Source organism: Catenuloplanes niger (genome assembly GCF_031458255.1).
GTDB classification, from domain to species: Bacteria; Actinomycetota; Actinomycetes; order Mycobacteriales; family Micromonosporaceae; genus Catenuloplanes; species Catenuloplanes niger.
In genome coordinates this window covers 4,229,345-4,252,798 of record NZ_JAVDYC010000001.1, presented here as the reverse complement: position 1 = coordinate 4,252,798, position 23,454 = coordinate 4,229,345, and the positions used below count along the sequence as shown (strand labels likewise).

Here is a 23,454-nt window from a genome sequence, read left to right as displayed (position 1 = left end):
GAGCAGAAACGCGAGAACGGCCGGGCTCCGCCGGGGCACAGTCATGCCCGGTTGGACGACGGAGCGCGCCCGGCCGTTCCGTCAGCTCAGAGGTACATGCCGGTGCGGTGGTCCTCCGGCTCCTTCACCGGCGGCTTGTCGCCCTCGCCGAAGAACCGCTTGCCGCCGAACTCGCCGTGCAGCCGGTCGTCCAGCTCGTCCGCCAGGCCGGTCATCACCTGCACCGCCAGCATCAGGTGGGTGGCCTGGAAGTTGCGGCCGAAAACCGGGATCGACGCCCACACCGTGTCGTTCGCGCAGTAGAGGCGGCCGATCGGCATGCGGTTGGTCAGCTCGGACAGCTTCACGTACAGCTGCTCGGACGGCTCGATCTCGGTCAGGATCGGCGAGAACACGTCCACCAGCGGCGGGTTGTCGCGCACCCGGACGAAGACCATCGCGGAGCCGGCCCGGATGCCGATGTCACCGTCCGCGTCCACCTGGAGCTGCTCGACCGAGATCTTCGTCATCGAGCTGATGACCATCTTGACCTGGTCCTCCAGCTCGAAGCCGGCCAGCGGATCCCCGTCCTTGCCGGAGATCAGCGCCTCCTCCAGGTCGAGCTCCGCACGCTCGATGTCACCGATCGACGGCTCGTGCCGCGCGGTGCCCAGCGGCGGCGCGTCGATCGGCTCGTCCTCGCTGTCGTGCACCAGGTAGACCACGAACGCCGGGTGCGGCGCGCCGTAGATGTCCCGCAGCGTGCGCGCCACCGTGGTGGCCAGCCGGGACGCGCCGGGCGTGTTCGTCCGCAACCCGAACTGGCCGCCCGAGCCCTCCACCACGCCGGGTGGCGACCAGCCGAGCGCGACCATCTCCGCGACCGCGGCCCGGTCCATCCGGTAGCCCTCGGGCAGCTGCGCGTTGCTGACCGCGAACGCCAGCACGTGCCCGTCCTCCTTGACCGAGATGGTCACGGAGTAGACGGCCTCGCCCACGCCGGCCGCGGTCGGGTCCAGCGTCAGCTCGACGTAGGCGCCCTCGGGCAGCGACGGGAGCACGCCGGCGAGCGCACGAGCGAACTCGTTCCACGCGTCGGTGACCTTGCCGCGCAGGTCGGACGTAGTGGGCTCGTCGAGCAGGATGTGCTCGCTCATCTGGTCGGCCTGCTTGGCCGGTTGGTCATTCGCCGCTGCCATGTTCTCCGCCTCCGTCCCTCAGGGTCACCCTACCGAGGGGCCGTCGCCGTCCGGGAGTGCGTGCGTCTTTTGTTCGATCAGCTCAGGACGGGGTCGGCCACTGCAGCGCGAGCTCGGAGAGCCGGGCCGCCGCGTCGGTCGGGTCCGCGCCCCGGCCCACCGCCAGTCCCAGCAGGAACGCGGTCACCGGTGCCCCCGGCCGCACCACGTTGTGCGCCACGTCCTTGGCCAGGTCGAGCACCAGGCCGACCGGCACGTCGGCCGGCTCCAGACCCAGCTCCACGGCCGCGGCCACCACCCACTCGTCCAAACCCTCGGGTCCCGCCACAGTCGCCTCCACAGCTCAGGGGTTGTCGGCGGCCCAGGTCTCCGCCTGCCGTAGATCCTCCTCCGTGTCGCAGTCGAACCACGGCGGCACACCCGATCCGGCCCAGGTCTCCTCCCGTACCCGCAGCCGGGCGAACAACGCGCGCATCGACGCGCCGGCCAGCTCACCGCGCTCGGCCGCCAGCCCGTCCAGCGCCGCCAGCAACACCGGCATCCGCCACACGCCGCACAACAGCTGCCGTCGCCCGTCCCCGTCCACGAAACACGCACCGTCCACATCGGCGGTCGCGTCGAGCGCGGCGGCCAGTGTGTCGAGGGCGGCCGGGGTGAGCATCGGCAGGTCCCCGGCCAGCAGCGCCACCAGCCGGGTGCCGGGGGCCGCGCGAACCAGCGCGGACAGGCCGGCGGCGGCACCGGCGACCGGCCCGCCGCCGGGCGGCGACTCCACGGTGCGCAGCACGCCGGCGGGCATCGTGAGCGCGGCCGGCCCGACCACCACGCGCGGCGACAGCGCGGCCGTCGCGTCCAGCACCCGGGACAGCATCGTGCGCCCACCCACCGGAAGACCGGGCTTCACCACGCCGCCGAGCCGGCTCCCCCGCCCACCGGCCAGCACCACCACACCGCGATCGCGCACATCCATCCGCCGAACGTAACCGGCCCACCGTTCCGGGTGGCGGCCCGCCGTCCGGCGCGGCCGGCACGTTGCGCGCGTGTGCGGCGCGCGCGACGCGTTACTCGACCTGGCCGGCAGGGTGTCGCACGTCCTCGGCCCGCCGCCGGGCGTGACCGTCGCGGTGTCCGGCGTGGCCGGCCCACGGGCACGGGTCGGCGTGCTTGTGCCACAGGGCTCGGGTGGAGTGTTTGTGCCGCGGGGCTCGGGCGGAGTGCTTGGGCCGCGGGTGCGGGTGGGCGTGCCTGGGCCGTGGGGCGTGGCCGGCGTGCCGCTGATGGTGCCGGGGACGTCGGGAGGTCGCCGGGGCGGGGGCGCGGGGATACGGTGGGGGCGTGGGCAGAGCGACGGATCGGCGCACGGTCGTGCGGATCGACGTGGACGGCGACGGATCGGTGCGGCGGCGGCCGGACACGTTGAGTGCTGAGGAGCCGTTCGAGATCCGGGTCGGGCCGGCCGGTCCCGGGCGGCGGGCGCCGCTGGCGGTCACCATGCGGACCCCCGGTGACGACCTGGACCTCGCGCTCGGGTTCCTGTTCACCGAGGGTGTGATCCGGTCCGCGGACGACGTGCTGACCGCGCAGCTCTGCGCCGGCACCGACCAGCCGAACACGTACAACGTGGTGGACGTCGTGCTGGCCGCGGACGTGCCGCCGCCGGTCACCGACCCGAGCCGCAACTTCTACACCACGTCGTCGTGCGGCGTCTGCGGCAAGGCCAGCATCGACGCGATCCGGACCCGTTCGGTGCACCCGGTCGCGGACGACCCGATGCGCGTCTCGCCACGGGTCCTGGCCGGCCTGCCGGACCGGCTGCGCGAGCGCCAGCGCGCGTTCGAGCGCACCGGCGGCCTGCACGCCGCCGCGATCTTCGACGCGGACGGCGAGCTGCTGGCGATCCGTGAGGACGTCGGCCGGCACAACGCGGTCGACAAGGTGATCGGCTGGGCGTTGCGCGCCGGCCGGGTGCCGCTCGCCGGCCACCTGCTGATGGTCTCCGGCCGGGCCAGCTTCGAGCTGACCCAGAAGGCGTGGATGGCCGGCCTGCCGCTGCTCGCCGCGGTCTCCGCCCCGAGCACGCTCGCGGTCGACCTGGCCGAGGAGGCCGGCATGACGCTGGTCGGCTTCCTGCGCGGCACCAGCATGAACGTCTACACCGGCGCCGACCGCATCACCCACCCGTCCCCGGTCCCGGCCGCCTGACGACGAACACCCCGCCGCACACAACGTCCCCGGCGCCACGCAACACACACCGCGCCGTGCCGCGCGCCGTGCCGTGCCGTGCCGCGCAGCGCGTCGTGCCGCGCAGCGCGTCGTGCCGCGCACCGCGCCGTGCCGCGCAGCGCGTCGTGCCGCGCACCGCGCCGTGCCGCGCACCGCGCGGTGCGTTGTGCCGTGCGGTGCGGTGCGCTCGCTGGGTTTGTGCGCTCGCTGGGTGGTGCGATTTATCGTCCCTGCGTTTTCGGGCGTCCGCCCGGACGTAGGGCGCGGTGGACGCCGCACTTCGGGTGAGTGCCGTGTCGCCTGCCCCCGGGCGGAGTCGACATCGACGATTCGTTTCTGACGACGCTGATCCGGCCGCCGCTGAACCGGTTACGGGCGACCCGATGATCCGCGCCACCGGCGGCTTCGACCTGGTCCGCCGCCTGTGATCGCTTCCGGCGAGGACGTAGGGCGCGGCGGATGCCGCGACCGGGACGGGAGTCGCGTGGCTTTGGCCCGGCCGCGGCGGAACCGGCAGGGAGGAGCGCCAGCGACGACCGGTGCCCGCGGGAGCACTCGGAACGCAACCACGCCGGAAGTGGGAAAAACCCTGTGCCGGTCGTGAACCGCCCCTCCGCCGGACCGCCCCGCCCGTCAGCCAGCTTCGCCGTCAGCCGGCCTCGCCGTCGGACCGTCCCGCCGTCGGGCGCTAGATGCTGGAGACCAGGCGGGACAGGACGATCATGCTGCGGGTGGAGGTGACGAACTGTTCGGCGCGGAGGCGTTCCAGGGCCTGTTCGAGGTGGGCCATGTCGGCGGCGCGCAGGTGGACGATCGCGTCGGCCTCGCCGGAGACGGTGTAGGCGGCGAGCACCTCGGGGTGGCGGCGGGCCGCGACCGTGATCTGTGCGGGCGTGGTGCGGCCGGTGCAGAACAGCTCGACGAAGGCTTCGGTGTGCCAGCCGACCGCGGCCGGGTCGACGACCGTGGTGAATCCCTTGATGACGCCGGCCGCGCGTAACCGGTCGACGCGGCGTTTGACCGCGGGGGCGGAGAGCGAGACGCGCGCGCCGATCTCGGAGTAGGACGAGCGGGCGTCCGCCACCAGTGACGCAATGATCTGCTGATCCACGGCGTCTATCTGCAACGATCCGCTCCTTTCACGCAGCGTTCCGATCTGTTTCCCGCGCTCGAGCGTACCTACTGTCTAGAGGCATGATGGTCGGGGAACGTAAGCCCATTTGTCGGACTTATCTGATGTGCTCGCCGCGCTTCTTCCGCGTCGAGTACGAGATCAACCCGTGGATGGACACCGGCGTGCCGGTCGACGCGGACCTCGCGGTCAAGCAGTGGGAACGGCTCCGCGAGATTCTGATCGAGCTGGGCCACACCGTGCACACCCTGGACCCCGACCCGGGCCTGCCCGACATGGTCTTCGCGGCGAACGGCGCGTTCACGGTCGACGGCGTCGCCTACGGTGCCCGCTTCCGGTTCCCGCAGCGCGGTGCCGAGGCGGCGGCGCACCGCGCGTTCTACACCACGCACGGCTGGCCGCACACCGAGTCGGCCGAGATCAACGAGGGTGAGGGCGACTTCGCCTACCTGCCGGGCGTCGCGGGTGGGCTGATCCTCGCCGGGTACGGCTTCCGCACCGCACCGCCCGCGCACGCCGAGGCGGTGGAGGTGCTCGGCCGCCCGATCGTCCCGCTGCACCTGACCGACCCGCGCTTCTACCACCTGGACACCGCGCTCGCCGCGCTGGACGACCGGACGATCGCCTACTACCCCGGCGCGTTCTCCGCGGGCTCCCAGCGCGTGCTGCGGCGGCTCTTCCCGGACGCCGTGCTCGCCGACGAGGCGGACGCGCTCGACTTCGGCCTGAACCTGGTCAGCGACGGCCGCCACGTGGTGCTCAACAGTGACGCCGCCGCCCTCGCCGCGAGGCTGGCCGCGGCCGGCTTCACGCCGGTCCCGGTCGAGCTCTCCGAGCTGAAGAAGGGTGGCGGCAGCGTCAAGTGCTGCGTCGCCGAGCTGCGCGGGTGACCAGGGCCGCCGGGTGACCAGGGCCGCCGGGTGACCAGGGCCGCCGGGTGACCCGCGGAGGGTCACCCGCCGGCGCCGGGAGTGACGCCGAGCCGGCGCGCGGACCTCGGCGCCGGACGGTTCAGCCCAGGGTCGACAACTCGGAGATCAGGACGTTGGCCAGCTGGGTGCCGTCGCGGCGGACCTCGCGCAGGTACCACTTCTGCTGCGGCGTCCGCGGCTGGTTGAACTGCCACGACCCGCGCGGGCTGTCGATCGTGCCGACCTGCCCGATCGCCCGGTTGATGTCCTGCGCGCTCGGGCCCTCGGCCTTGGTGATCCCGATCGCGCGGTCCAGCACCTGGCCGGCGTCGTACGCGGCGACCGACGCCGCGGTCGGGATCGCGGAGAAGCGGCGCCGGTAGTTGTCCGCGAACCGCTGGTTGAACGTGTTGGCCAGGTCCGCCGCGTAGTTGTGGGCGGTGAAGATGCCCTCGGCCAGCGTGTCCATCTGTGCCAGGTTCGTGCCCTCGGTGAACAGCCCGGGCGCGTAGATCGGCTGGTCCAGCCCGGACGCGCGCATCTGCTTGACCAGCGTGACCGCGGCCGGCCCGAACGCGTGGCAGAACAGCACGTCCGCGTTCAACTGCTCGATCGCCTCGATGGCCTCGATCAGCTCACCGGCGGACGGGTTGTACGTGTCCGGCATCCAGATCGGGCCGTCGGAGATCTGCGGCGCGCTGTTACCGAACGCGCTGCGGAAACCGTCGACCGCGTCCCGCCCGCTGGCGGCCGGCGCGATCATTGCGATCTTGCCGCTTTTCACAGTGGTTTTCATATACGTTCCGAGCGCTTCGCCCGGTTCGTCGTCCACGTACGACGTGGACCACGTGAAAACCGCGCTGCTCACACTCGCCGGTCCGCCACCGGTGCCCAGCATCGGGATCTTGGCGCTTTCGATCTTGCCGCTGACCGCGCTCACCAGCATCGAATTGCTGACGCCGACGATCGCCGAGACGCCGCTATTGATCAACTGGTCCGCCGCGGCGGTCGCGGTCTGCTCGCTGTCGCCCTCCTCGGCGGTGACCAGCTCGATCGCATGCCCGCCGAGCAGGCCGTTGTTGAAGTCGAGATAGAGCTTCAGGCCGTTGATGATCTCGTCGCCGGCCGGCTGCCGGTCGCCACTGAGTGGCGCGATCACGCCGACCTTGAGCACCTTGTCGGTGATCTTGCCGGTGGCCTCGGCCTCGGAGTCGCCGCCGCCGCAACCGGCAACCACACCGGACATTCCCGCCATTCCGATCCCTGCGCCAAGCCCCGTGAAAATGCGCAGTGCCCGCCGTCGGTCCATGTGCGACACGCGTTCGCTCCCACCTGAAACAGTTTCCGATCTCCGGGTCACTGCGGTGTCTACCTGCTCGAGGGGACTTCGTCAATGCCCCAATCCTGGGACATTGAGCCGTGTTGTGGGTCCGGGTGCTCCTCACTCCGGTGGGCGACGTGACCCGACCCCGGCGGTACCGCCACCCTTGGCGGGCACCTCGACCGGTGAGCGAAGATGGGAGCCATGAGCGAGGCATCCCCCAGCACGAACGAAGAGAAGGACGGCACCGTGCTCGTGGTCGGGCCGGACGGCAGCCCGCTGGGCACCGTCGCGACCGGCGACGCGGCCGAGGCCGAGGACCCGTCCCGCCTGATCGAGCAGCCGGCGAAGGTCATGCGGATCGGCAGCATGATCAAGCAGCTGCTGGAGGAGGTCAAGGCCGCACCGCTGGACGAGGCGAGCCGGGGCCGGCTGCGCGAGATCCACCAGCGCTCGATCGCCGAGCTGGAGGACGGTCTCGCGCCGGAGCTGCGCGAGGAACTGGAGCGGCTGTCCCTGCCGTTCGAGGGCGACACCCCGCCGAGCGACGCGGAGCTGCGCATCGCCCAGGCCCAGCTGGTCGGCTGGCTGGAGGGCCTGTTCCACGGCATCCAGGCCGCGCTGGTCGCCCAGCAGATGGCGGCCCGCCTGCAGCTGGAGCAGATGCGCGGCGGCCGCCCGGCGCTGCCGGCCGGCCCCGGCGGTCTGCCGCCCGGCATGGCGCCGAACGCGGACGCCACCGGCCACGGCCGCACCGGCCAGTACCTCTAGGACACGGTTGGCGGATCTCGCCGCAGGCCGGCGCAGATCCGCCAACACGCCTAGAAGCCGAAGACCTTCTCCAGGTACGCCGCGACGCCGTCCTCGTCGTTGGACAGGGTGGTGTCCGCGGCGATCTCGAGGACGGCCGGGTGCCCGTTCGCCATCGCGATCGGCCGGCCCACCCAGGTGAGCATCGGCAGGTCGTTCGGCATGTCGCCGAACGCGATCACGTCCGCCGCGTCCACACCGTGCCGCCGGCAGTACCACTCCAGCCCGGCCGCCTTGGTCACGCCGACCGCGGAGATCTCCACCAGCCCGGAGTACGACGAGTGGGTCGCCTCGGCCAGCCCGGTGAGGCACCCGTTGACCAGCGCGGCGAACTCGTCCGCGTCCCGGCTGCCGGACCGGGCCAGCAGCTTCACCGCGGGCGCGGAGGTGATCTCCTCCGGCGAGCCGACCACCCGGATCGTGGGCAGGCCGGACTCGTACCGGACCGGCCACTCCTGCTCGTGCAGCATGTGCCGGCTGTCCTCGATCTCGACCGCCAGCACGATGCCCGGGATCTCCGCGCGCAGCCGCTCCGCGACCCGGGACAGCATCTCCGGGTCCATCGGCGCGGTGTGCAGCGGCGTGTCCGTGTCCGGGTCGTAGATCACCGCACCGTTCGCGCAGACCGCCGGCAGTGGCGTGCTGAGCTGGTCGTAGACCTGGTTCAGCCAGCGGATCGGCCGCCCGGTGACCAGCACGACCGGCACCCCGGAGGCGGCCAGCCGTTCCAGCACGGCGATCGTCCGGGGGCTGATCGTGCGGTCGCTGCGCACCAGCGTGCCGTCGATGTCCGTGGCGACCAGGCGCGGCGGGCTGTCCATCAGAGCGAGAGTAGCCGATCCAGGAAGACCGCCACGCCGTCGTCGTCGTTGCGCAGCGTGACCTCGTCGGCGGCCGCGCGCACGGACGGATGCGCGTTCGTCACCGCGACCCGGCCCCACCCGGCCCAGCGGAACATCGGCAGGTCGTTGGGCATGTCGCCGAAGACCAGCACGTCCGCCGGGTCGATGCCGAGGTGCGCCGCGACCACGGCCAGGCCGCTCGCCTTGTCCACGCCGGGTGGCGCGATCTCCACGTAGCCGAGCCCGGCCTGGGTGACCGAGGCCAGCGACGGCGGGATCACCGCCTGCGCGCGGGCCAGCAGGTCGTCCACGTCCAGGTGCGGTGCCCGGGCGAACGCCTTGATGACGTCGCGGTCCAGGCACTCGACGCGGGAGCGCTGCTCTATCCGGTCGTACCGCCAGTGCGGGTCCAGGTCGCCCCAGAGCGGGGCGTCGTGCTCGTCCGAGGCCTCGACCATGACCAGGAGCGGGCCCTCCGCCGCGGCCTCCAGCAGGGTGAGCGCGCGGGTCAGGTCCGCGGAGGGGAGCCGGGCGTCGCGCAGCACGATCGGGTCGCGCACGTCGCGCTGGTCGACGACGCGACCACCGCCGGCCATCACCAGGAAGTCCGCGTCCCGGATGTCGTTGCGGGTCAGCTCCGTCAGCCGCGGGCCGCGGCCGGTCGCGCCGACCACGGGTATGCCGGCCGCGCGCACCCGGTCCAGCACGGAGTGGGTGAAATCGGAGACCGTGTCGTCGCTCCGGACGAGCGTCCCGTCGAGGTCGGTGGCGATCAGCTTCGGCAGACCGACCCGCGCCCGCGCCTCCGGGGCGACCAGTGCCCGACCGCCCACCCCTGACGCGACTGAAGACTGCATACCCATCTGGCACTCTCCCTCGCCTGCCCCGCACCGGGACGGCTGATCCGCTCCCGGCGGCGGGGGAGAGCAACCATAGCTCACTGATTGCTACGCCACCACGACTTCTCCGTGACGTAGCAATCAACAGGATCTCAGCGCTTGGTGACCGGCTCCAGCCGCTCACGGCCACCCAGGAATGGCTGCAGCATCTTCGGCACCCGGACCGAGCCGTCCGGCTGCTGGTGGTTCTCCAGGATCGCGACGATCCACCGGGTGGTGGCGAGCGTGCCGTTCAGCGTGGCCGCGATCTGCGTCTTGCCGTCCGCGTCCCGGTACCGCACGTTGAGCCGGCGGGCCTGGAACGTGGTGCAGTTCGACGTCGAGGTCAGCTCCCGGTACGCGCCCTGCGACGGCACCCACGCCTCGCAGTCGTACTTGCGGGCCGCGCTGGTGCCGAGGTCGCCGGCCGCGGTGTCGATCACCCGGTACGGCAGCTCGCACTTGGCCAGCATCTGCTCCTCCCAGGCCAGCAGCCGCAGGTGCTCCTCCTGCGCCTCCTCCGGCCGGCAGTAGCTGAACATCTCGACCTTGTCGAACTGGTGCACCCGGATGATGCCGCGGGTGTCCCGCCCGTAGGAGCCGGCCTCGCGCCGGAAGCAGGTCGACCAGCCCGCGTACCGTCGCGGTTCGGAGAGGTCCAGGATCTCGTCGCTGTGGTACGCCGCGAGCGGCACCTCCGACGTGCCGACCAGGAATAGGTCGTCCGCCTCCAGGCGGTAGATCTCGCTGGCGTGCGCGCCGAGGAAGCCGGTGCCCTCCATCGACTCCGGCTTGACCAGCACCGGCGGGATCATCGGGGTGAAGCCGTACTCCACCGACTGCGAGATCGCCATCTGCAGCAGTGCCAGCTCCAGCAGCGCGCCGACGCCGGTCAGGTAGTAGAACCGGCTGCCCGAGACCTTCGCCCCGCGCTCCATGTCGATCGCGCCGAGCGACTCGCCCAGCTCCAGGTGATCCTTGATCTTGAAGCCCGGGTCGCGGTCCGCGCCGAGCCGGCCGTCCGGCGTCACCTCGCGCAGCACCACGTAGTCGTCCTCGCCGCCGGCCGGCGCGCCGTCCTCGACCAGGTTCGGGATCGCGAACTGCGCGCGCTTCAGCTCCGCCTCGGCCTCGCCGACCGCGGCCTCCGCGGCCTTCACCTCGGCGGCCAGCTCCTTGGTGCGGGCGAGCAGCGTCGCCTTCTCGTCCGGCGCGGCCTTCGGGATCTGCTTGCCGAGCGTCTTCTGCTCCGCGCGCAGTGACTCGAAGCGCTGCACCGCCGACCGCCGGGACTCGTCCGCCGACAGCAGCTCGTCGACGACGGAGTCCGACTCACCCCGCTGGCGCTGGCTCGCTCGGAGCGCGTCCGGGTTGTCACGAAGCAGGCGCAGATCAATCACGGTTGTTGAGCCTACCGGGACGCGTCGGAACGCTCACGCCGATATCCCGGCCGCGGTCAGCGCCAGGGTTCCCGCCGGTCGTCGAAGGAGCGGTGGAACGGCTCGACCGGCTCCACGCTGAGGTCCAGCGGCGCGCCCGGCGTCTCGTCCGCGTGCCGCGGCACCACCGGCTGCCGCCACTCGTCGCCGTCCGGGTCGCCGTCCGGGTCGCTCGCGGCGGCCGGGACGGTACGCGGGCGGGGCGTGAGGTAGGCGGCGAGCCCGAGCAGCGCGACGCCGGCCAGCGCGTACCAGGTGCCCATCTCGGTGTGCAGCGTGAAGTCGGTCTCGCCGGAGGAGTAGACCAGCCCGCCGAGGCGGATCGTCTCGGAGTCGCCGGAGAAGATCACCGCGGCGACACAGGCGAGCGCGGCACCGGTCATGGCCAGCGCCAGCACGCGGCTCTGTGCCCGGCCTGACGGGCGGCCGAACAGCGCCAGCGCGACGCAGCCGGCCAGCGCGATCGCGGCGCCGAGGTAGCCGTAGGCGAGCACGCCCAGCTGGTCCAGGTACACCCGGATCGGCTCGACGACCGCCGGGCCGATGTCCTCCCCGCCGTCGTCGAGCGGCACGTCGTACCGCTGCCACTCGGTGACCAGCGAGCCGAACACGCCGGCCGCACCGAGCAACGCGACGCCCCGCAGCACCGTGAGGTCCGGCCGCAGCCGGCGGCGCCAGCGTGCGGAGCGGGCGGGCGGCGTACCGCCGGACGGGTCCGGGGTCTGCTCGTCGCCACGGGTGTCGAGCAGGTCCGGCACCGAATGACCGTTGATCGCGGCGCCGGGCTCTCGGGGCGTCTGCTGCTCCATGGGATCCGCCTCCCTCCGAAGGATTGTTCCACGCCGGCCTGGGATTTCAGCTCTCATGGACATGACGTCACAGTCCCGAGACCGGTTGCGGGTTCCCCGGTGTCTTTCGTGGCACGGGCGCACCGGCGCACGGATTGGGCTAGCGTCGCAGGTATGCCAATTCGCTCCGGCTCTGCCCGCTGGCAGGGCAATCTCACCGAGGGTTCCGGGACGGTCCGCACCGGCAAGGGCGGCCTCCAGGGCAACTACTCGTTCAAGTCCCGCTTCGAGGAGGGTGAGGGGACGAACCCGGAGGAGCTGATCGGCGCCGCGCACGCCGGCTGCTTCTCGATGGCGTTCTCCAAGGCCCTCTCGGACGCGGGTTTCACGCCGACGTCCGTGGACTCCACCGCCAAGGTCCACATGGGCCAGACGGACGCGGGCTTCTCCATCACCAAGATCGATCTGGAGACCACGGGCGACGTGCCCGGGATCGACGAGTCGACGTTCCTCAAGATCGCGGAGGAGGCCAAGGCCAACTGCCCGATCTCCCGCCTGCTCGCGCCGGGCGTCCAGGAAATCACGCTCTCCGCGAAACTCGCCTGATCACCGGTTCCGGGCCGGCGGTCAGCCGGCCCGGCGCTGGCATAGTGGGGCGCGTGCCCGTGGAGATGGACCGCGACCGCTTCGAGGAACTCGTCGGCGAGGCGCTCGACGAGGTGCCGGAGGAGCTGCTCCGGCTGATGGACAACGTCGTCATCCTGGTCGAGGACGACTCCCCGCCCGGCGAGCCCGAGCTGCTCGGCCTCTACGAGGGGCACGCGCTGACCGAGCGTGGCTGGGACTACGCCGGCGTGCTGCCCGACCGGATCACCATCTACCGCCACCCGATCCTGCGCGTCTGCGACAGCGAGGACGACGTGGTCGACGAGGTCGCGGTGACCGTGGTCCACGAGATCGCCCACCACTTCGGCATCGACGACGCGCGGCTGCACGATCTCGGCTGGGGTTGAACGGCCGATCTAGGCTCGAAGCGGAACGATTCGGTCTGGCTGGAGGAACCATCATGCGCAGCGCCCTCTTCTCCGCGGAGAACCTGGAGAACAACCAGGATCAGCACCCCGGCATGCGGCTGCAGAACTCGAAGATGCTGAAATACCAGCTCAACGGCGAGATGATGGCCCGCACCGGCACGATGGTCGCCTACCAGGGCCAGATGCAGTTCCAGGCGCTGGGCTCCGGCGGTCTCGGCAAGTTCATCAAGAAGCAGCTCACCGGCGAGGGCGTCCCGCTGATGAAGGTCACCGGCCACGGCGACCTCTTCCTCGCGGACCGCGCCGCCGACATCCACATCATCGACCTGGAGCACGGCGACGCCCTGTCGATCAACGGGGCGAACGTGCTGGCCTTCGACCCGACGCTCAACTACGACATCAAGATGGTCCAGGGCATGGGCATGATGTCCTCCGCCGGCCTCTTCAACTGCGTCTTCACCGGCTACGGCCGGATCGCGGTCACGTCCAACGGCAGCCCCGTCGTGCTCAACATCGACGCCCCGACGTACGTCGACCCGCAGGCCGCCATCGCCTGGTCCGCCAACCTGCAGACCGGCTACCACCGCGCCGACCAGCTCGGCATCGGCACGCTCCTCGGCCGCTCCACCGGTGAGGCCTTCACGATGAGCTTCGCCGGTCAGGGCTTCGTCGTCGTGCAGCCCTCCGAGGAGCCCCCGGGCGGCCACGCGGTCGCCGGCGGCCAGAGCAACAGCGGCGGCGGCCTCCTCGGCGGCCTGCTCGACTGACCCGTCCAGAAGCGGATTTTCCCGCTTCCGGCGTCATCCGGCCCGCACGCTCCCGCGGGCACCGGTCGTCGCTGGCGCTCCTCCCTGCCGGTCCCGTCGTGGCCGGCGAAGAACCAGCACCGCTCTCCGCCCGGCGTACGGTCAGTAGTCGCCGTGGCGGAGGCGGTCGACCCAGGCGGCGGACGCGGCGAAGGACTCGTCGGACAGGCCCGCCGGGGCCGGCACCGGGTGGTCGAGGTCCGGCGCCCAGCGGTGGCGCGGATAGGAGCCGAGGAACCGGACGTCCGCGCACACCCGCCGCAGCCCCTGGAGGGCCTCGCCGAACCGGGTCTCCGCGACGTGCCCGGCGCAGTCGAGGAAGAAGACGTAGCGGCCGAGGGCCTCGCCGGTCGGGCGCGACTCGATGCGGGTCAGGTTGATGCCGCGGACGGAGAGCTCGGTCAGCACGGTCAGCAGCGCGCCGACCTGGTCGTGCCGGATCACCAGCGCCAGCGACGTGAGATCGTCGCCGGTCGGTGCCGGCGGCGTCGCCGGGCGGGTGACCAGCGCGAACCGGGTGACCGCATGCGAGTGGTCGGCGATCTTGTCGGCGAGCACGGCCAGCTCGTAGCGCGCGGCGCCGAGCGGGGCGCAGATCGCGGCGTCGAACTCACCGGCCGCGGCCGCGATCGCCGCGGCCGAGTTGGAGAGCACGTCGGTGACCTCGGCGTCCGGCAGGTGGGTGCGCAGCCAGTTGCGGCACTGGGTGGACGCCTGCGGGTGCGCGGCCACGGTGCGGATCGCGTCGAGCGGCGTGCCGGCGCGCGCACCGAGCACGAACTCGACCGGGATCACCACCTCACGGGTGATCATCAGGGGCGCGCCGGCGATCAACTCGTCCAGCGTGATCGGGACCGCGCCGCCGATCGAGTTCTCCAGCGGGACCAGCGCGGCGTCCGCGTCACCGCCACGCACCGCGTCCAGCGCCTCCGGCACGCTGCGCGCCGGCACCCGTTCACCGGCCGCCGCCTCCGCCACCGTGAGCAACGCCTGCTCGGTGAACGTGGCCTCCGGGCCCAGATAGACGAAGCGCATACCGCCACCTTAGGCCCTGCCCCGCCGCGACGGCCGCACCCCGCTTCGGCTCTGAGAAGCGCTCGTTCGAGGGCTTCAGATCCGGAAGGCGCTCGTCGGTGTCGGGGACGAGGTCGGTGTGGCGGTGGGAAGCGGGGCCTCGCCGCAGGCGGCGGCGCGGATCGCGGACGGCGCGGCGCCGCGCACCCGGGCCGAGCACACGTTCGTGCCCGCGGTGACGAGCTTCAGGCTCTCCGGCGGGCCGCTGGTCACCACGAACAGCGGTTCCGCCGCCGGGACCGAGACCAGGCTGAGGTGCCACGTGCCGGCGCAGAACGGGCCGCTGGTCACCCGCGCGCCCCCGGCGGCCGGCACCAGGTCGCCGGTCCGTCGCAGCACCGCGATCACGTCGGACGCGGCCGGCTCGCCCTGGCACGGCACCAGCACGGTCTCCGCGTATGCGCCGCTCGGCTCGACCGTCGGCGTCAGCCACGGCACCGGCATCGAGGGAACGTCCAGCACCGGCACGGACGCGGGCGCGGACACCGCGGGACGGGTCCAGGTCTGCTCCTCGAACCCGGGCGGCGCGCCGCACGCGGCGAGCACCACCACGCCCAGAACAGAGACCCCAAGAGCCACGAGGGTACGCGAGACCGGCACGAAGACAGATGTTAAGCCCGTTCCGGCGGAAAGCCAGGACCCAAAACTGGCGTCATCTGCGCGTGGCGCCCGCGCGCGGTGGATCGCCGGCGACGACCGGATCCGGGGCCTAGGTGATCTGCGCGAAGAACGTGAGGGAGCCGCTGACCGCCGCGTCCTGGAACAGGGGAGTGGCGATGCCGTCGACCGTCTCGTCGGTGCCGGGCTGGGCCGCGCCGTCGACGCGCATCAGGCCGCGGGCCAGCCGGCCGGACGTGACCGCGAGCAGCGGCGGGATCTTGTCGATGTCCGACTCGGTGAGCGCGTTGCGGTTGGCCGTGAAGTCGATCAGGCGCAGCACGTCGAGCAGCGGACGGCCGACGACCTCGAGCGGGTCACCCATGCCGAGCAGCGTGCAGCAGGACGGCGACGCCGCGACGATCGCCAGGTCGGTGTCGATCACCAGGCACTGCTCGGTGGCGGACGCCGCGACCGCGGCCCAGCCTGCCATGCCGGACGGGTGCGCGGTGACCGGCGACGCGAACTGGTGCCCGGAGAGCGACAGCTCGATCTGGTGTGCCAACACACGCCTCCCAACCCTGTGTCGACGGACCGTGGCGGGCCGGACCCGACAACTCTAGCCCGAAAGATCGCTTCGGCCGTGGCGGGATGCCGACAGACCCGGGCTTGAACGGACCCGGATCCACACGGACTCGAAGCCGAACAGACCCGGACCCGAACGGCCGGTGGCGGGCCGGACGGCGGCGCCGACCAACCGGGTGCGGTGATCGGCTCTGCCGTCCTGCCCGCCGGGCGTCGTTCGCGGCGGCGTCGTTGAAACGTTACCGGCGAGGCGTGCGCTTGTCAGCCGCGGTCCGGCCTTCGGCGTACCACCGGTAGTTGTCGGCGGCGGCCCGGTAGGGCGCGTTCAGCCAGGTCGACGGGTGCTCGGCGACCGCGGTGAGCTTGGTGGCGGTCTCCGCGCTGATCCGCGCGCCACCGGCGACCAGGAGCCGGTCCAGCTCACGGTCGGTGGCCACGAGACAGTCCTTCGGCAGGCCGTAGACGCTGATCACACCGGTCCCCACGAACGTGAGCACGGGCGTGACCGGGATCGTGTGGCCGACCGCGGCGGAGAGGGCCTTGGCGGCGCGCTTGGCGTCGCGCTTGGCCTCGGCCACGTAGTTCGGGCGCTTCCCGTTGATCTGGACGACGTCGCCCGCGATGAGCACGCGGGCCCGGCCGTGATCCGCGACCGCGACGGCGAAGATGCCGCCCGGACCGATCGCCAGGAATCCGGCGCGCTCGTCCGGAGCGGTGTCCAGGTCGAGCAGCTGGCTCGGCATGTCGGCACGCGGCCAGTCGACGATGTGCCAGGCGGGGCCGAGACGGTCCAGCCGCGACAGAGCACGGTGGCCGGCGGCCTCGATCCGGCGGGCGTCCCGCTCGGCACGGCGGCGACGGGCCCATTCCATCGGGCCCGGACGCACCGCGTCCAGCGGCACCGGGAGTCCGTCGTCCTGGCGGGGACGGGTCTCGCCGGCGGTGAGCGCACGTTGAGTGGGGACGGTTGTACGAGCGGAAAAGACAGACATCGGTACCTCCGGCAAAAGGTCCCATTGGTTGTCGTGACACTACGGTACGTGGTTGACCCGGCACGGATGCAAGACCCAGACCCCTGAATTCTGCGGAGTGAGACATGAATCCGTGCTATTCACCTTTTTCCCACATGGCGCACACCGCCGCGAGCCGACTGTCCGAAAAGCTCGGTAAAGATCAGCGAAGGGTGAGCTGACGGCCGAGGAGGCCCTGCTTGGCGCGCCGCGCGGCACTGTCCAGAGTGTCGTCCGTGAGCGCCGCCGCGTACCGCTTCGCGAAGTCCGCGAGTGGGGATTCCCACTCCGAGCCCGCCGGCTCGACCGGCAGGTCCCACACCGGCACCAGCAGACCGTGCGCGCGGAACATGCCGGCGAACTTGGTGTCCTCGCCGAGCTTCAGCTCGCCGGCCGCGCTCAGCCGGGCCAGCGCGTTCAGCGCCGCGTCCTCGCCGTCCGGCAGCACCCACCGCACGTGGGACTTCTCCGGCACGCGACACCAGTACGCCGCAGGCGCCGCGGCGAGCCGGACCGTCGGGTAGACGGACGCGTTCGCCCGCTCCAGCGACGCCTTCACGGTCGGGTCGTCGGCCGCGCCCTCCTCCAGCCAGAACTCGAAGCCGTCGTGCATGGCGATCTCCAGCGGACCGTCCGCCAGCACGTCCTGCAGCCGCGGCCCGGGGCCGGGCAGCGCGGGCACGGCGACGGTGCTGCCCGGCGTGGTCTCCAGCGCCGAGAGCAGCGCGGCGGCCAGGTCCCGGGAGACGTCGCCGGACTGGATGTGCCGCTGCAGGCCGATGAAGACGCTGCCGTCCGGCCGGGTCATCGCGGGCCAGGCCATCGGGAGCACGGTCGCGAGCGTGACGGTGCGCTCGCCGTACTTCTCCACCAGATCGGGGGCCAGGCGCAGCGGGGCGGACGCGGCCGGGACCAGTTCGCGCAGCGCGACCCACTCCGGTTCGTCGGCCAGCCCCTCGAACGGCCGGTGCACGAAGATGTCCCGGACCTTCTGGCGCTTGGGTGCCGCGTCGGCGGCGGACTCATTGTTCCTACGGCGCTTGCTCACGGCGACCCAGCCTAGGCGGTCGCCCCACGGGGCGTCTCGTCCGGCGCGGATCCCGGGAGCGGGAATTTCCGCGACGAGCCGGTCAGGCGACGGCGAACTCGGCCCAGACCGAGTGCTCGGCGCCGTTCCGGTCGGTGCCCCAGCAGCGCGCCATCGCGGCCACGATGCCCAGGCCGCGGCCGTCGATCGAGCGGGGTCCGGCGGCGCGCATGCACGGTTCGGTCGCGGCCCCGCCGTCGGTCACCCGGACCTCCAGCACACGTGCGTCACCGGTGGCACGGCGCAGCCGCCAGCTCAACCGGATCACGCCGCCGGGCAGCGGACGCGCATGCCGTATCGCGTTGCTGAGCAGCTCCGCGACCACGGTGACCACGTCACACAGCAGGCTCGCGGTGATCGAGCCGGTCAGCTCCTGGGTGAGTTGGCGCCGGGCGGCCCGGACGCCTTGGGCGTGATGCGGCACTACCAGGCTGCGGGACTGCATGCTCCCGTTCTCCTGTTGTACGGCCGTCATGCGCCGCCCCCTCGCAGGTCTCGACCGTGGCCCCGGCCGCGTCAGCCGCGGGGGAGGCGCACCTCTACGATCGTGCCCCCGCCCGGCCGAGGCCGGATGGAGGCCCATCCGTTCTGCCGCTCCACGATCCGGCGGACCAGGAACAGTCCGAGGCCCGCACCGGGGTAGCGGCGGTGGTCGCCCGATTCGCCCTGCCAGAAGCGGTCGAATGCGCGTTCCACATGCTCAGGACGTACCCCGATGCCGCGGTCGCTAACCCGGAACGCCACCGTCTGCTCGTCCGCCTCCGCGGTCAGCTCGATCGGCGAGTCGCCCTCCGCGTACTTTCCCGCGTTCGTCGCCAGCTCGGTGACCACGGTGGCGATCGCGGCCCGGTCGCCGAACGCCTTCGGCAGGTCCTCCGGCAGCTCCAGCGTGAGCCGGCGGCGCAGGTCGGTGGGGAGCTCGGTGACCGCCGCGCGCAGCGCGTCCACCACGTCGAACGGCACCGGTGCGGAACCGCCGACCGGGCCGAGGCCGCCGGTCGTGGCCAGCAGGCGGTCGACCAGCCGGGCCAGGTCCGTGGCGCGCTGGCCGATCGCGCGCGTGGCCTCGCGACGGTCCCCGTCCGCCAGCGCGTCCCAGTGGCCGGTGAGAGTGTCCGCGTACCCCTTGATCACGGTGACCGGCGTGCGCAGCTCGTGGCTGGTCACCGCCAGGAACAGGTCCCAGTCGTGGTTGAGCTGGTTCTGGTCGCTGATGTCGCGGAACGTGACCACGCGCGAGTAGGACCGGCCCGGCAGGTCACCGGCCGCGATCTTCATCCAGCGGCCGTCCGGCAGCCGGTGGTCGATCACCCGGCCGGTCGGCGGCGCCGGGAACGGCAGCGGCCGGTTCAGCGCCTGCGCCGCGGTCCGGCCGGTGACCCGCTCGGCCGCCGGGTTCCACAGCCGGACGTAGCCCTGCGAGTCGACGATCGCCAGCCCGTCCGCCAGCGCGGCCACGACCGGGCCGTCGCCGTGCACCGGCAGGCCGGACTGGTCACCGTAGAGATGCGCGACGGAGACCGCGACGTAGCCGAGCAACCCGTGCGCCTCCGGCGAGCTGGGCTCGTCGTCCGTGAAGAACGCGTGCAGCGAGCCGAGCGCGAGACCGCCGGCCTCCACCCGGGCGCCGAGCATGCGCCGGATGCCGCGCGTGGTGAACTGCTCCGCCACCTCCGCGGGCAGCGCGGTGACCGGCACCTCGGTGGTCGCCGGGCCGGACAGCAACCGGGCGACGGACGGGTCCGCGTGGTCGACCACCCGGCCGAGCGCCCAGCTGGACGCGCCGCTGGTGGCCACGATGCGGCCGCGGCTCGGACCGTACTCCGCGAACGAGACGCCGTGCGCACCGAGCCCGGTCTGCACGACCTCCAGCAGGCGGTTCAGGGCGGTGACCCCGGAAGCGCCCGCGTTGATCATGTTGATGACCGCGGTGTGCCCGGCGATGAACGCGGCATAGTCGGGACGGTCCGGCATGCTTTGAGTCTGCCTCGCTGTGGGGGTGTGCCGCAGTGGCCGGTCACCCGAGGGCGCCGAGCGTCACACTCGGCGCGCCGGGCGTCAGGAGACGCGGGCCGTCAGATGACGCGGGCAGGATTCCCGTCGTCGGTGACCATGTCGCGGGAGGCCGCCTCCCACGCCTTCATGCCACCGGTCAGGTTGCGGACGTTGTCCCAGCCGTTCTGCAGCAGGTAGTTCACCACCTGCGCGCTGCGGCCACCCATCCGGCAGACCACGACCACGTCGCCGTCCGCCGGGACCTCCTCGATCCGCACCGGGATCTCCTGCATCGGCAGGTGGTGGGCGCCGGGCGCGTGGCCGGCCTCCCATTCGTCCTGCTCGCGCACGTCGAGCAGGTAGGCGCCGTCCGGCACGTCGGCGGCGGTCACGCTGGGAACCTGAGATCCGAACACGCCTCCAGCGTACGGCGGGTCAGCTTCGGGAAATAACCTCGGGGTTCTCGATCACGAACTCGGTCAGCCGGTCCTCCCGAACCGCCTCGAACATCCGCTCGCTCAGCTCGGAGAGCTGCTCGTACTCCGTACCGCCGACGGTGACCGGGTTGAACCGGCCCCCGTTGGTGTTCAGCGTCATCAGGTCGCCGACCGCCACGCCCTTGAGCGCGAAGATGAAGTCCGCGACCGGGATCCCGCCGGTGTCCAGCGTGAACGCGGTGCCGGCGGCCCGGATCAGCTGGTCGACCCGCAGCGGGTTGGCCGTGATGCCGCTGCTCGCGGCCTTCCGCACGATCGCCTTGATCATCTGCTGCTGGTGCCGCTGCCGGCCGTAGTCGCCGTCGCTGAGCCCGTAGCGCTGCCGGGAGAAGTCGAGCGCCTGGGTGCCGTTCATCTGCTGGCACCCCTTGCCGTAGACGACCGGTTCGGCCGCCCGGCGCTTCCCGGCCCGGCGCGCGTCGGCCTTGTACATCTGCTCGCCGTCGACCATGACCATGTGGTGCGAGACGACCCGCTCGGCCACGCACATCCGCACGCCGCCGAGCTCGTCGATCACGTTCTTGAAGCCGCCGAAGTCGATGATCGCCGCACCGTCGAACCCGATGCCGGTCGCGTTCTTCAGCGTCTCCGCCATCAGCTGCGCGCCGCCGGCCCAGTCGCCACCGTTCTGCGCCCCGTAGTAGAACGCGTCGTTGATCTTCGCGGTCGCACCACCGAAGCCGCTCTTCTCGTACGGCGGGATTTCCGCCAGCGTGTCCCTCGGCACCGAGATGAGGAACGCGCGATCATGCGTGGCCGGGATGTGCAGGATGACGATGGTGTCCGCCCGCGTGTTGTTCTCCTCCCAGCTCTCCCGCACGTCCACGCCGAGCAGCAGCATGTCGATCGCGCCGTCCAAGCTCGCCCCACCCTCGGCCGTGCTCTTGCTGCCGTCCCCCAGCAGGTTGTCCTGCGCGATGTTCTGCGTCGCCCGCCCGATCAGCACCTGCGCCCCGGCCAGCGCCCCACCGCTCAGCACCAGCAGCACCACACCGAACGCCACGGCCAGCCGCGCCCACAGCGGACTGCGCCGACGCCGCCGGGCACGCCGCCGGTGCCCCCCGGCCGGCGCCGGCTCCGACGCCACCACCACGGCCCGCTCCGGCACCACGACCGGCCGAATGATCGTCTGCACCTGGGTGGGCGCGTTCCAGCGAGGCGCGGCGGCCGGAGAGTCAGCGCGGTACCGGACATGCATGCCAGACTCTCCCAGGTGGTGACGATACGGACATCACCTGATGTAACGAGCGCTGCCGGATTTGCGCTCCCCACCCAGAAAACCCAACCCCAGGGCCCGAATCTGCCCACTTCCGGCGTGGTCCCGTGCCGCATGCTCCCGCGGGCAACGGTCGTCGCCAGGGCTCCTCCCTGCACGTTCCGCACCCACCACACCCCTCCCGCCTTCCTCCCGCCATCACCTCACTCCACGCCCGCTGCCCGCTGCCGCTGCCCGCTGCCCGCTGCCGCTGCCCGCTGCCCGCTGCCGCTGCCCGCTGCCGCTGCCACGGCCCCCGGCCCACGGCCTATGCGTCTCGCGTTGACGGTGAACTGACAGGGCGCTCCGCGTCCGATATTTCGGCTTATAGACCCCGGTGCCGTTTACCGAACGGGAACCGACCAGATCATCGGCAGTGCCGCAAACCCTTCTTCGGTCACCAGGGCTGACGTTCGCGCGTCGCATTCGCGATGGCTGCGGTGCCGCGCCATCCTGGGGCTGACTGCGGCAGCGCGTCGTTCCTGCCCGGGCTGTGCCGCTCTCTGATCGGTTCTCGTCGAAGGAGACGTGACCGCTGAACGCAGGACGAGCCGCAACCTGCCCGGCGGCGTGGATCGCGGCGTGGGCGGTGCCGGTGCCGGGCCGGGGCCGGGTCGGCGTGTGGCGTCGCGGGCGTGGCGTGCGGCGAGGAGCGGCCGGGGGTCGGTGACCGGGTGCGGGACGTGCAGGGAGGAGCCCTGGCGACGACCGTTGCCCGCGGGAGCGTGCGGGAAGTGGGCACGCCGGAAGCGGGAAAAGCGTCCGTCGCCTGTGATTGTCGGTGCGCGGTGGCTAGCTGGACTTGGCGATGAACTGGGGGTGCTCGATCAGGAAGGTGCCGAGCGTGCCGGTCTTCGCGGCGGCCAGCATGTCCATCGATTCGCCGTCGAGCTGCTCGAAGGACTGGCCGTCGATGGTGACCGAGTTGAGGTTGCCGGCGTTGGTCTTGATCAGCATCAGGTCGTTGGCGGCGACGCCCTTGAGCGTGTAGATGAAGTCGGCCAGCTGGATGCCGCCGGTGTCCAGCACGAACGCCTCGCCCGCGGCCTCGGTCAGCGCGTTGAGCTTGCCGAGGTCGGTCAGTACGCCGCTGGAGGTGGCCTTCTTCGCGATCGCCTTGATCAGCTGCTGCTGGTGGCGCTGGCGGCCGTAGTCGCCGTCGCTGAGGCTCTTGCGGATGCGCGCGTAGTCGAGGGCCTCGGTCGAGTTCATCAGCCGGCAGCCCTTCTTGTGGACCAGCGGCGTGACGCCCTCGGGGAGCTGGATGCCGTACGTCTCCGAGTACCAGCCCTGGACGAGCTTGCCGTTCGCGTCCACGCCGAGGTGGGCGGACTCGGCTTCCTCGTCGACGCACATGTCGACGCCGCCCATCGCGTGGATCACGCTGGCGAAACCGTTGAAGTCGATGATCGCGGCGCCGTTGAACTTGATGCCGGTGATCTTGTTGAGCGTGTTGGAGAGCACCGCCATGCCGCGGCTGCGCTTCTCCAGCTCCGTGCCCTCGCCCTCGTAGCCGTACGAGAACGCGGAATTGATCTTCCCGGTGGCGCCGACGAAGCCGACCTTGTCGTAGGCCGGCATCTCCACCCGCCAGTCGCGCGGGATCGAGATCAGGTACGCCTGGTCGTGCGTCTCCGGGATGTGCAGGATGATGATCGTGTCGGAGAGGACCGACGTGACGGAGGAGCCCTCCTCGCGGGCGTCGATGCCGACCAGCAGCAGGTTGACCGCGCCGTCGATGTTGTTGCCCGACTCGCCGCTGGCCGCGGCGGCGTCACCCTCGATGAGCGTGCCGGCGGTGATCGAGCTCTCCGCCTTGTTGATCACGACTTGCGCGGCGACCAGAGTGCCGCCGCTCGCCACCACCAGCACCGCACCGAAGCTGAGGATCAGGCGCGCCCACAGCGGGTCTTTGCGTCGCTTGGCCGCCACTCGTGAAATCCCCTCACCTGCCACCGGTTTCCGCGCCAAGCTAAGCGCGGTTGCCGAACA

At 71.8% G+C, this 23,454-nt stretch carries 25 protein-coding genes; 6 read left to right on the top strand and 19 right to left on the bottom strand.

Going from position 1 to position 23,454, the window contains the following annotated elements; translation table 11 throughout:
* Nucleotides 1–86 precede the first annotated feature (86 nt).
* The 3 genes from J2S44_RS18730 to mobA form a co-directional block, all read right to left on the bottom strand.
* Nucleotides 87–1,178, bottom strand: a complete 1,092-nt coding sequence (locus J2S44_RS18730) for a T3SS (YopN, CesT) and YbjN peptide-binding chaperone 1 (protein ID WP_310415487.1) — start codon at nucleotides 1,176–1,178, stop codon at nucleotides 87–89.
* An 82-nt stretch (nucleotides 1,179–1,260) separates the two neighbouring features.
* On the bottom strand, nucleotides 1,261–1,506 hold the full coding sequence (locus J2S44_RS18725) for a DUF6457 domain-containing protein (protein ID WP_374727865.1): 246 nt from the start codon (nucleotides 1,504–1,506) through the stop codon (nucleotides 1,261–1,263).
* A gap of 15 nt (nucleotides 1,507–1,521) precedes the next feature.
* Nucleotides 1,522–2,148 carry a molybdenum cofactor guanylyltransferase gene (mobA, locus tag J2S44_RS18720; RefSeq protein ID WP_310415484.1) on the bottom strand — a complete coding sequence of 209 codons (627 nt, stop codon included), beginning with the start codon at nucleotides 2,146–2,148 and terminating at the stop codon, nucleotides 1,522–1,524.
* 365 nt (nucleotides 2,149–2,513) lie between these two features.
* Here mobA and fdhD point away from each other — a divergent pair, with 365 nt between their 5' ends.
* Complete coding sequence (gene fdhD / locus J2S44_RS18715) at nucleotides 2,514–3,380, top strand: formate dehydrogenase accessory sulfurtransferase FdhD (protein ID WP_310415481.1); 867 nt, start codon at nucleotides 2,514–2,516, stop codon at nucleotides 3,378–3,380.
* Nucleotides 3,381–4,089: 709 nt separating this feature from the next.
* On the opposite strand, the gene J2S44_RS18710 is transcribed toward fdhD, so the two are convergent.
* Nucleotides 4,090–4,527, bottom strand: coding sequence for an Lrp/AsnC family transcriptional regulator (locus tag J2S44_RS18710; RefSeq protein ID WP_310415478.1), 438 nt, complete (start codon nucleotides 4,525–4,527; stop codon nucleotides 4,090–4,092).
* Between the two features lie 71 nt (nucleotides 4,528–4,598).
* Between J2S44_RS18710 and ddaH the strand changes: the two genes are divergently transcribed.
* A complete protein-coding gene (gene ddaH / locus J2S44_RS18705; protein WP_374727995.1) occupies nucleotides 4,599–5,423 on the top strand; it encodes a dimethylargininase in 825 nt (274 codons plus the stop codon).
* Between the two features lie 121 nt (nucleotides 5,424–5,544).
* Here the strand turns inward: ddaH and J2S44_RS18700 are convergent, their stop codons facing one another.
* A complete protein-coding gene (locus J2S44_RS18700; RefSeq protein ID WP_310415473.1) occupies nucleotides 5,545–6,690 on the bottom strand; it encodes an ABC transporter substrate-binding protein in 1,146 nt (381 codons plus the stop codon).
* A 270-nt stretch (nucleotides 6,691–6,960) separates the two neighbouring features.
* Here J2S44_RS18700 and J2S44_RS18695 point away from each other — a divergent pair, with 270 nt between their 5' ends.
* Entirely contained in the window at nucleotides 6,961–7,536 is a 576-nt protein-coding gene (locus tag J2S44_RS18695; RefSeq protein WP_310415469.1) for a bacterial proteasome activator family protein, read from the top strand.
* Between the two features lie 50 nt (nucleotides 7,537–7,586).
* Here J2S44_RS18695 and J2S44_RS18690 read toward each other — a convergent pair whose 3' ends face one another.
* From J2S44_RS18690 to J2S44_RS18675, 4 genes are all read right to left on the bottom strand, one after another.
* The gene (locus J2S44_RS18690) at nucleotides 7,587–8,396 is read right to left on the bottom strand and encodes an HAD family hydrolase (protein WP_310415466.1); all 810 of its coding nucleotides are present in this window, start codon (nucleotides 8,394–8,396) and stop codon (nucleotides 7,587–7,589) included.
* On the bottom strand, nucleotides 8,396–9,250 hold the full coding sequence (locus tag J2S44_RS18685; RefSeq protein ID WP_310415463.1) for an HAD family hydrolase: 855 nt from the start codon (nucleotides 9,248–9,250) through the stop codon (nucleotides 8,396–8,398). Before J2S44_RS18685 ends, J2S44_RS18690 begins: the two co-directional genes overlap by 1 nt.
* Nucleotides 9,251–9,408: 158 nt before the next feature.
* The gene (gene serS, locus J2S44_RS18680) at nucleotides 9,409–10,695 is read right to left on the bottom strand and encodes a serine--tRNA ligase (RefSeq protein ID WP_310415461.1); all 1,287 of its coding nucleotides are present in this window, start codon (nucleotides 10,693–10,695) and stop codon (nucleotides 9,409–9,411) included.
* 56 nt (nucleotides 10,696–10,751) lie between these two features.
* Complete coding sequence (locus J2S44_RS18675) at nucleotides 10,752–11,543, bottom strand: hypothetical protein (RefSeq protein ID WP_310415458.1); 792 nt, start codon at nucleotides 11,541–11,543, stop codon at nucleotides 10,752–10,754.
* 153 nt (nucleotides 11,544–11,696) lie between these two features.
* Here J2S44_RS18675 and J2S44_RS18670 point away from each other — a divergent pair, with 153 nt between their 5' ends.
* Genes J2S44_RS18670 through J2S44_RS18660 form a run of 3 tightly spaced genes read left to right on the top strand, consistent with a single transcriptional unit; the run spans nucleotide 11,697 to nucleotide 13,323 of the window.
* Nucleotides 11,697–12,128 (top strand): OsmC family protein, encoded by a 432-nt coding sequence (locus tag J2S44_RS18670; protein ID WP_310415455.1) that lies wholly within the window; start codon nucleotides 11,697–11,699, stop codon nucleotides 12,126–12,128.
* Between the two features lie 59 nt (nucleotides 12,129–12,187).
* Nucleotides 12,188–12,535 (top strand): metallopeptidase family protein, encoded by a 348-nt coding sequence (locus J2S44_RS18665; protein ID WP_310429761.1) that lies wholly within the window; start codon nucleotides 12,188–12,190, stop codon nucleotides 12,533–12,535.
* Between the two features lie 53 nt (nucleotides 12,536–12,588).
* Entirely contained in the window at nucleotides 12,589–13,323 is a 735-nt protein-coding gene (locus tag J2S44_RS18660; RefSeq protein WP_310415453.1) for an AIM24 family protein, read from the top strand.
* Nucleotides 13,324–13,464: 141 nt separating this feature from the next.
* Here the strand turns inward: J2S44_RS18660 and pheA are convergent, their stop codons facing one another.
* From pheA to J2S44_RS18610, 10 genes are all read right to left on the bottom strand, one after another.
* Nucleotides 13,465–14,397: a prephenate dehydratase gene (pheA, locus tag J2S44_RS18655; protein WP_310415450.1), complete on the bottom strand. Its 933-nt coding sequence runs from the start codon at nucleotides 14,395–14,397 to the stop codon at nucleotides 13,465–13,467.
* Between the two features lie 75 nt (nucleotides 14,398–14,472).
* Nucleotides 14,473–15,015: a hypothetical protein gene (locus tag J2S44_RS18650; protein ID WP_310415447.1), complete on the bottom strand. Its 543-nt coding sequence runs from the start codon at nucleotides 15,013–15,015 to the stop codon at nucleotides 14,473–14,475.
* 130 nt (nucleotides 15,016–15,145) lie between these two features.
* The gene (locus tag J2S44_RS18645; protein WP_310415444.1) at nucleotides 15,146–15,598 is read right to left on the bottom strand and encodes a PAS domain-containing protein; all 453 of its coding nucleotides are present in this window, start codon (nucleotides 15,596–15,598) and stop codon (nucleotides 15,146–15,148) included.
* A gap of 259 nt (nucleotides 15,599–15,857) precedes the next feature.
* A complete protein-coding gene (locus J2S44_RS18640; RefSeq protein WP_310415441.1) occupies nucleotides 15,858–16,610 on the bottom strand; it encodes a hypothetical protein in 753 nt (250 codons plus the stop codon).
* 181 nt (nucleotides 16,611–16,791) lie between these two features.
* Nucleotides 16,792–17,676, bottom strand: a complete 885-nt coding sequence (locus J2S44_RS18635) for a DUF5926 family protein (RefSeq protein WP_310415438.1) — start codon at nucleotides 17,674–17,676, stop codon at nucleotides 16,792–16,794.
* An 82-nt stretch (nucleotides 17,677–17,758) separates the two neighbouring features.
* Nucleotides 17,759–18,190, bottom strand: a complete 432-nt coding sequence (locus J2S44_RS18630; RefSeq protein ID WP_310415436.1) for an ATP-binding protein — start codon at nucleotides 18,188–18,190, stop codon at nucleotides 17,759–17,761.
* Between the two features lie 41 nt (nucleotides 18,191–18,231).
* Nucleotides 18,232–19,689 carry a sensor histidine kinase gene (locus J2S44_RS18625; RefSeq protein ID WP_310415433.1) on the bottom strand — a complete coding sequence of 486 codons (1,458 nt, stop codon included), beginning with the start codon at nucleotides 19,687–19,689 and terminating at the stop codon, nucleotides 18,232–18,234.
* A gap of 101 nt (nucleotides 19,690–19,790) precedes the next feature.
* Nucleotides 19,791–20,126 (bottom strand): rhodanese-like domain-containing protein, encoded by a 336-nt coding sequence (locus J2S44_RS18620; RefSeq protein ID WP_310415430.1) that lies wholly within the window; start codon nucleotides 20,124–20,126, stop codon nucleotides 19,791–19,793.
* Nucleotides 20,127–20,145: 19 nt separating this feature from the next.
* Nucleotides 20,146–21,405, bottom strand: a complete 1,260-nt coding sequence (locus tag J2S44_RS18615) for an LCP family protein (protein ID WP_310415427.1) — start codon at nucleotides 21,403–21,405, stop codon at nucleotides 20,146–20,148.
* 849 nt (nucleotides 21,406–22,254) lie between these two features.
* A complete protein-coding gene (locus J2S44_RS18610; protein WP_310415422.1) occupies nucleotides 22,255–23,394 on the bottom strand; it encodes an LCP family protein in 1,140 nt (379 codons plus the stop codon).
* Between the last annotated feature and the right edge of the window lie 60 nt (nucleotides 23,395–23,454).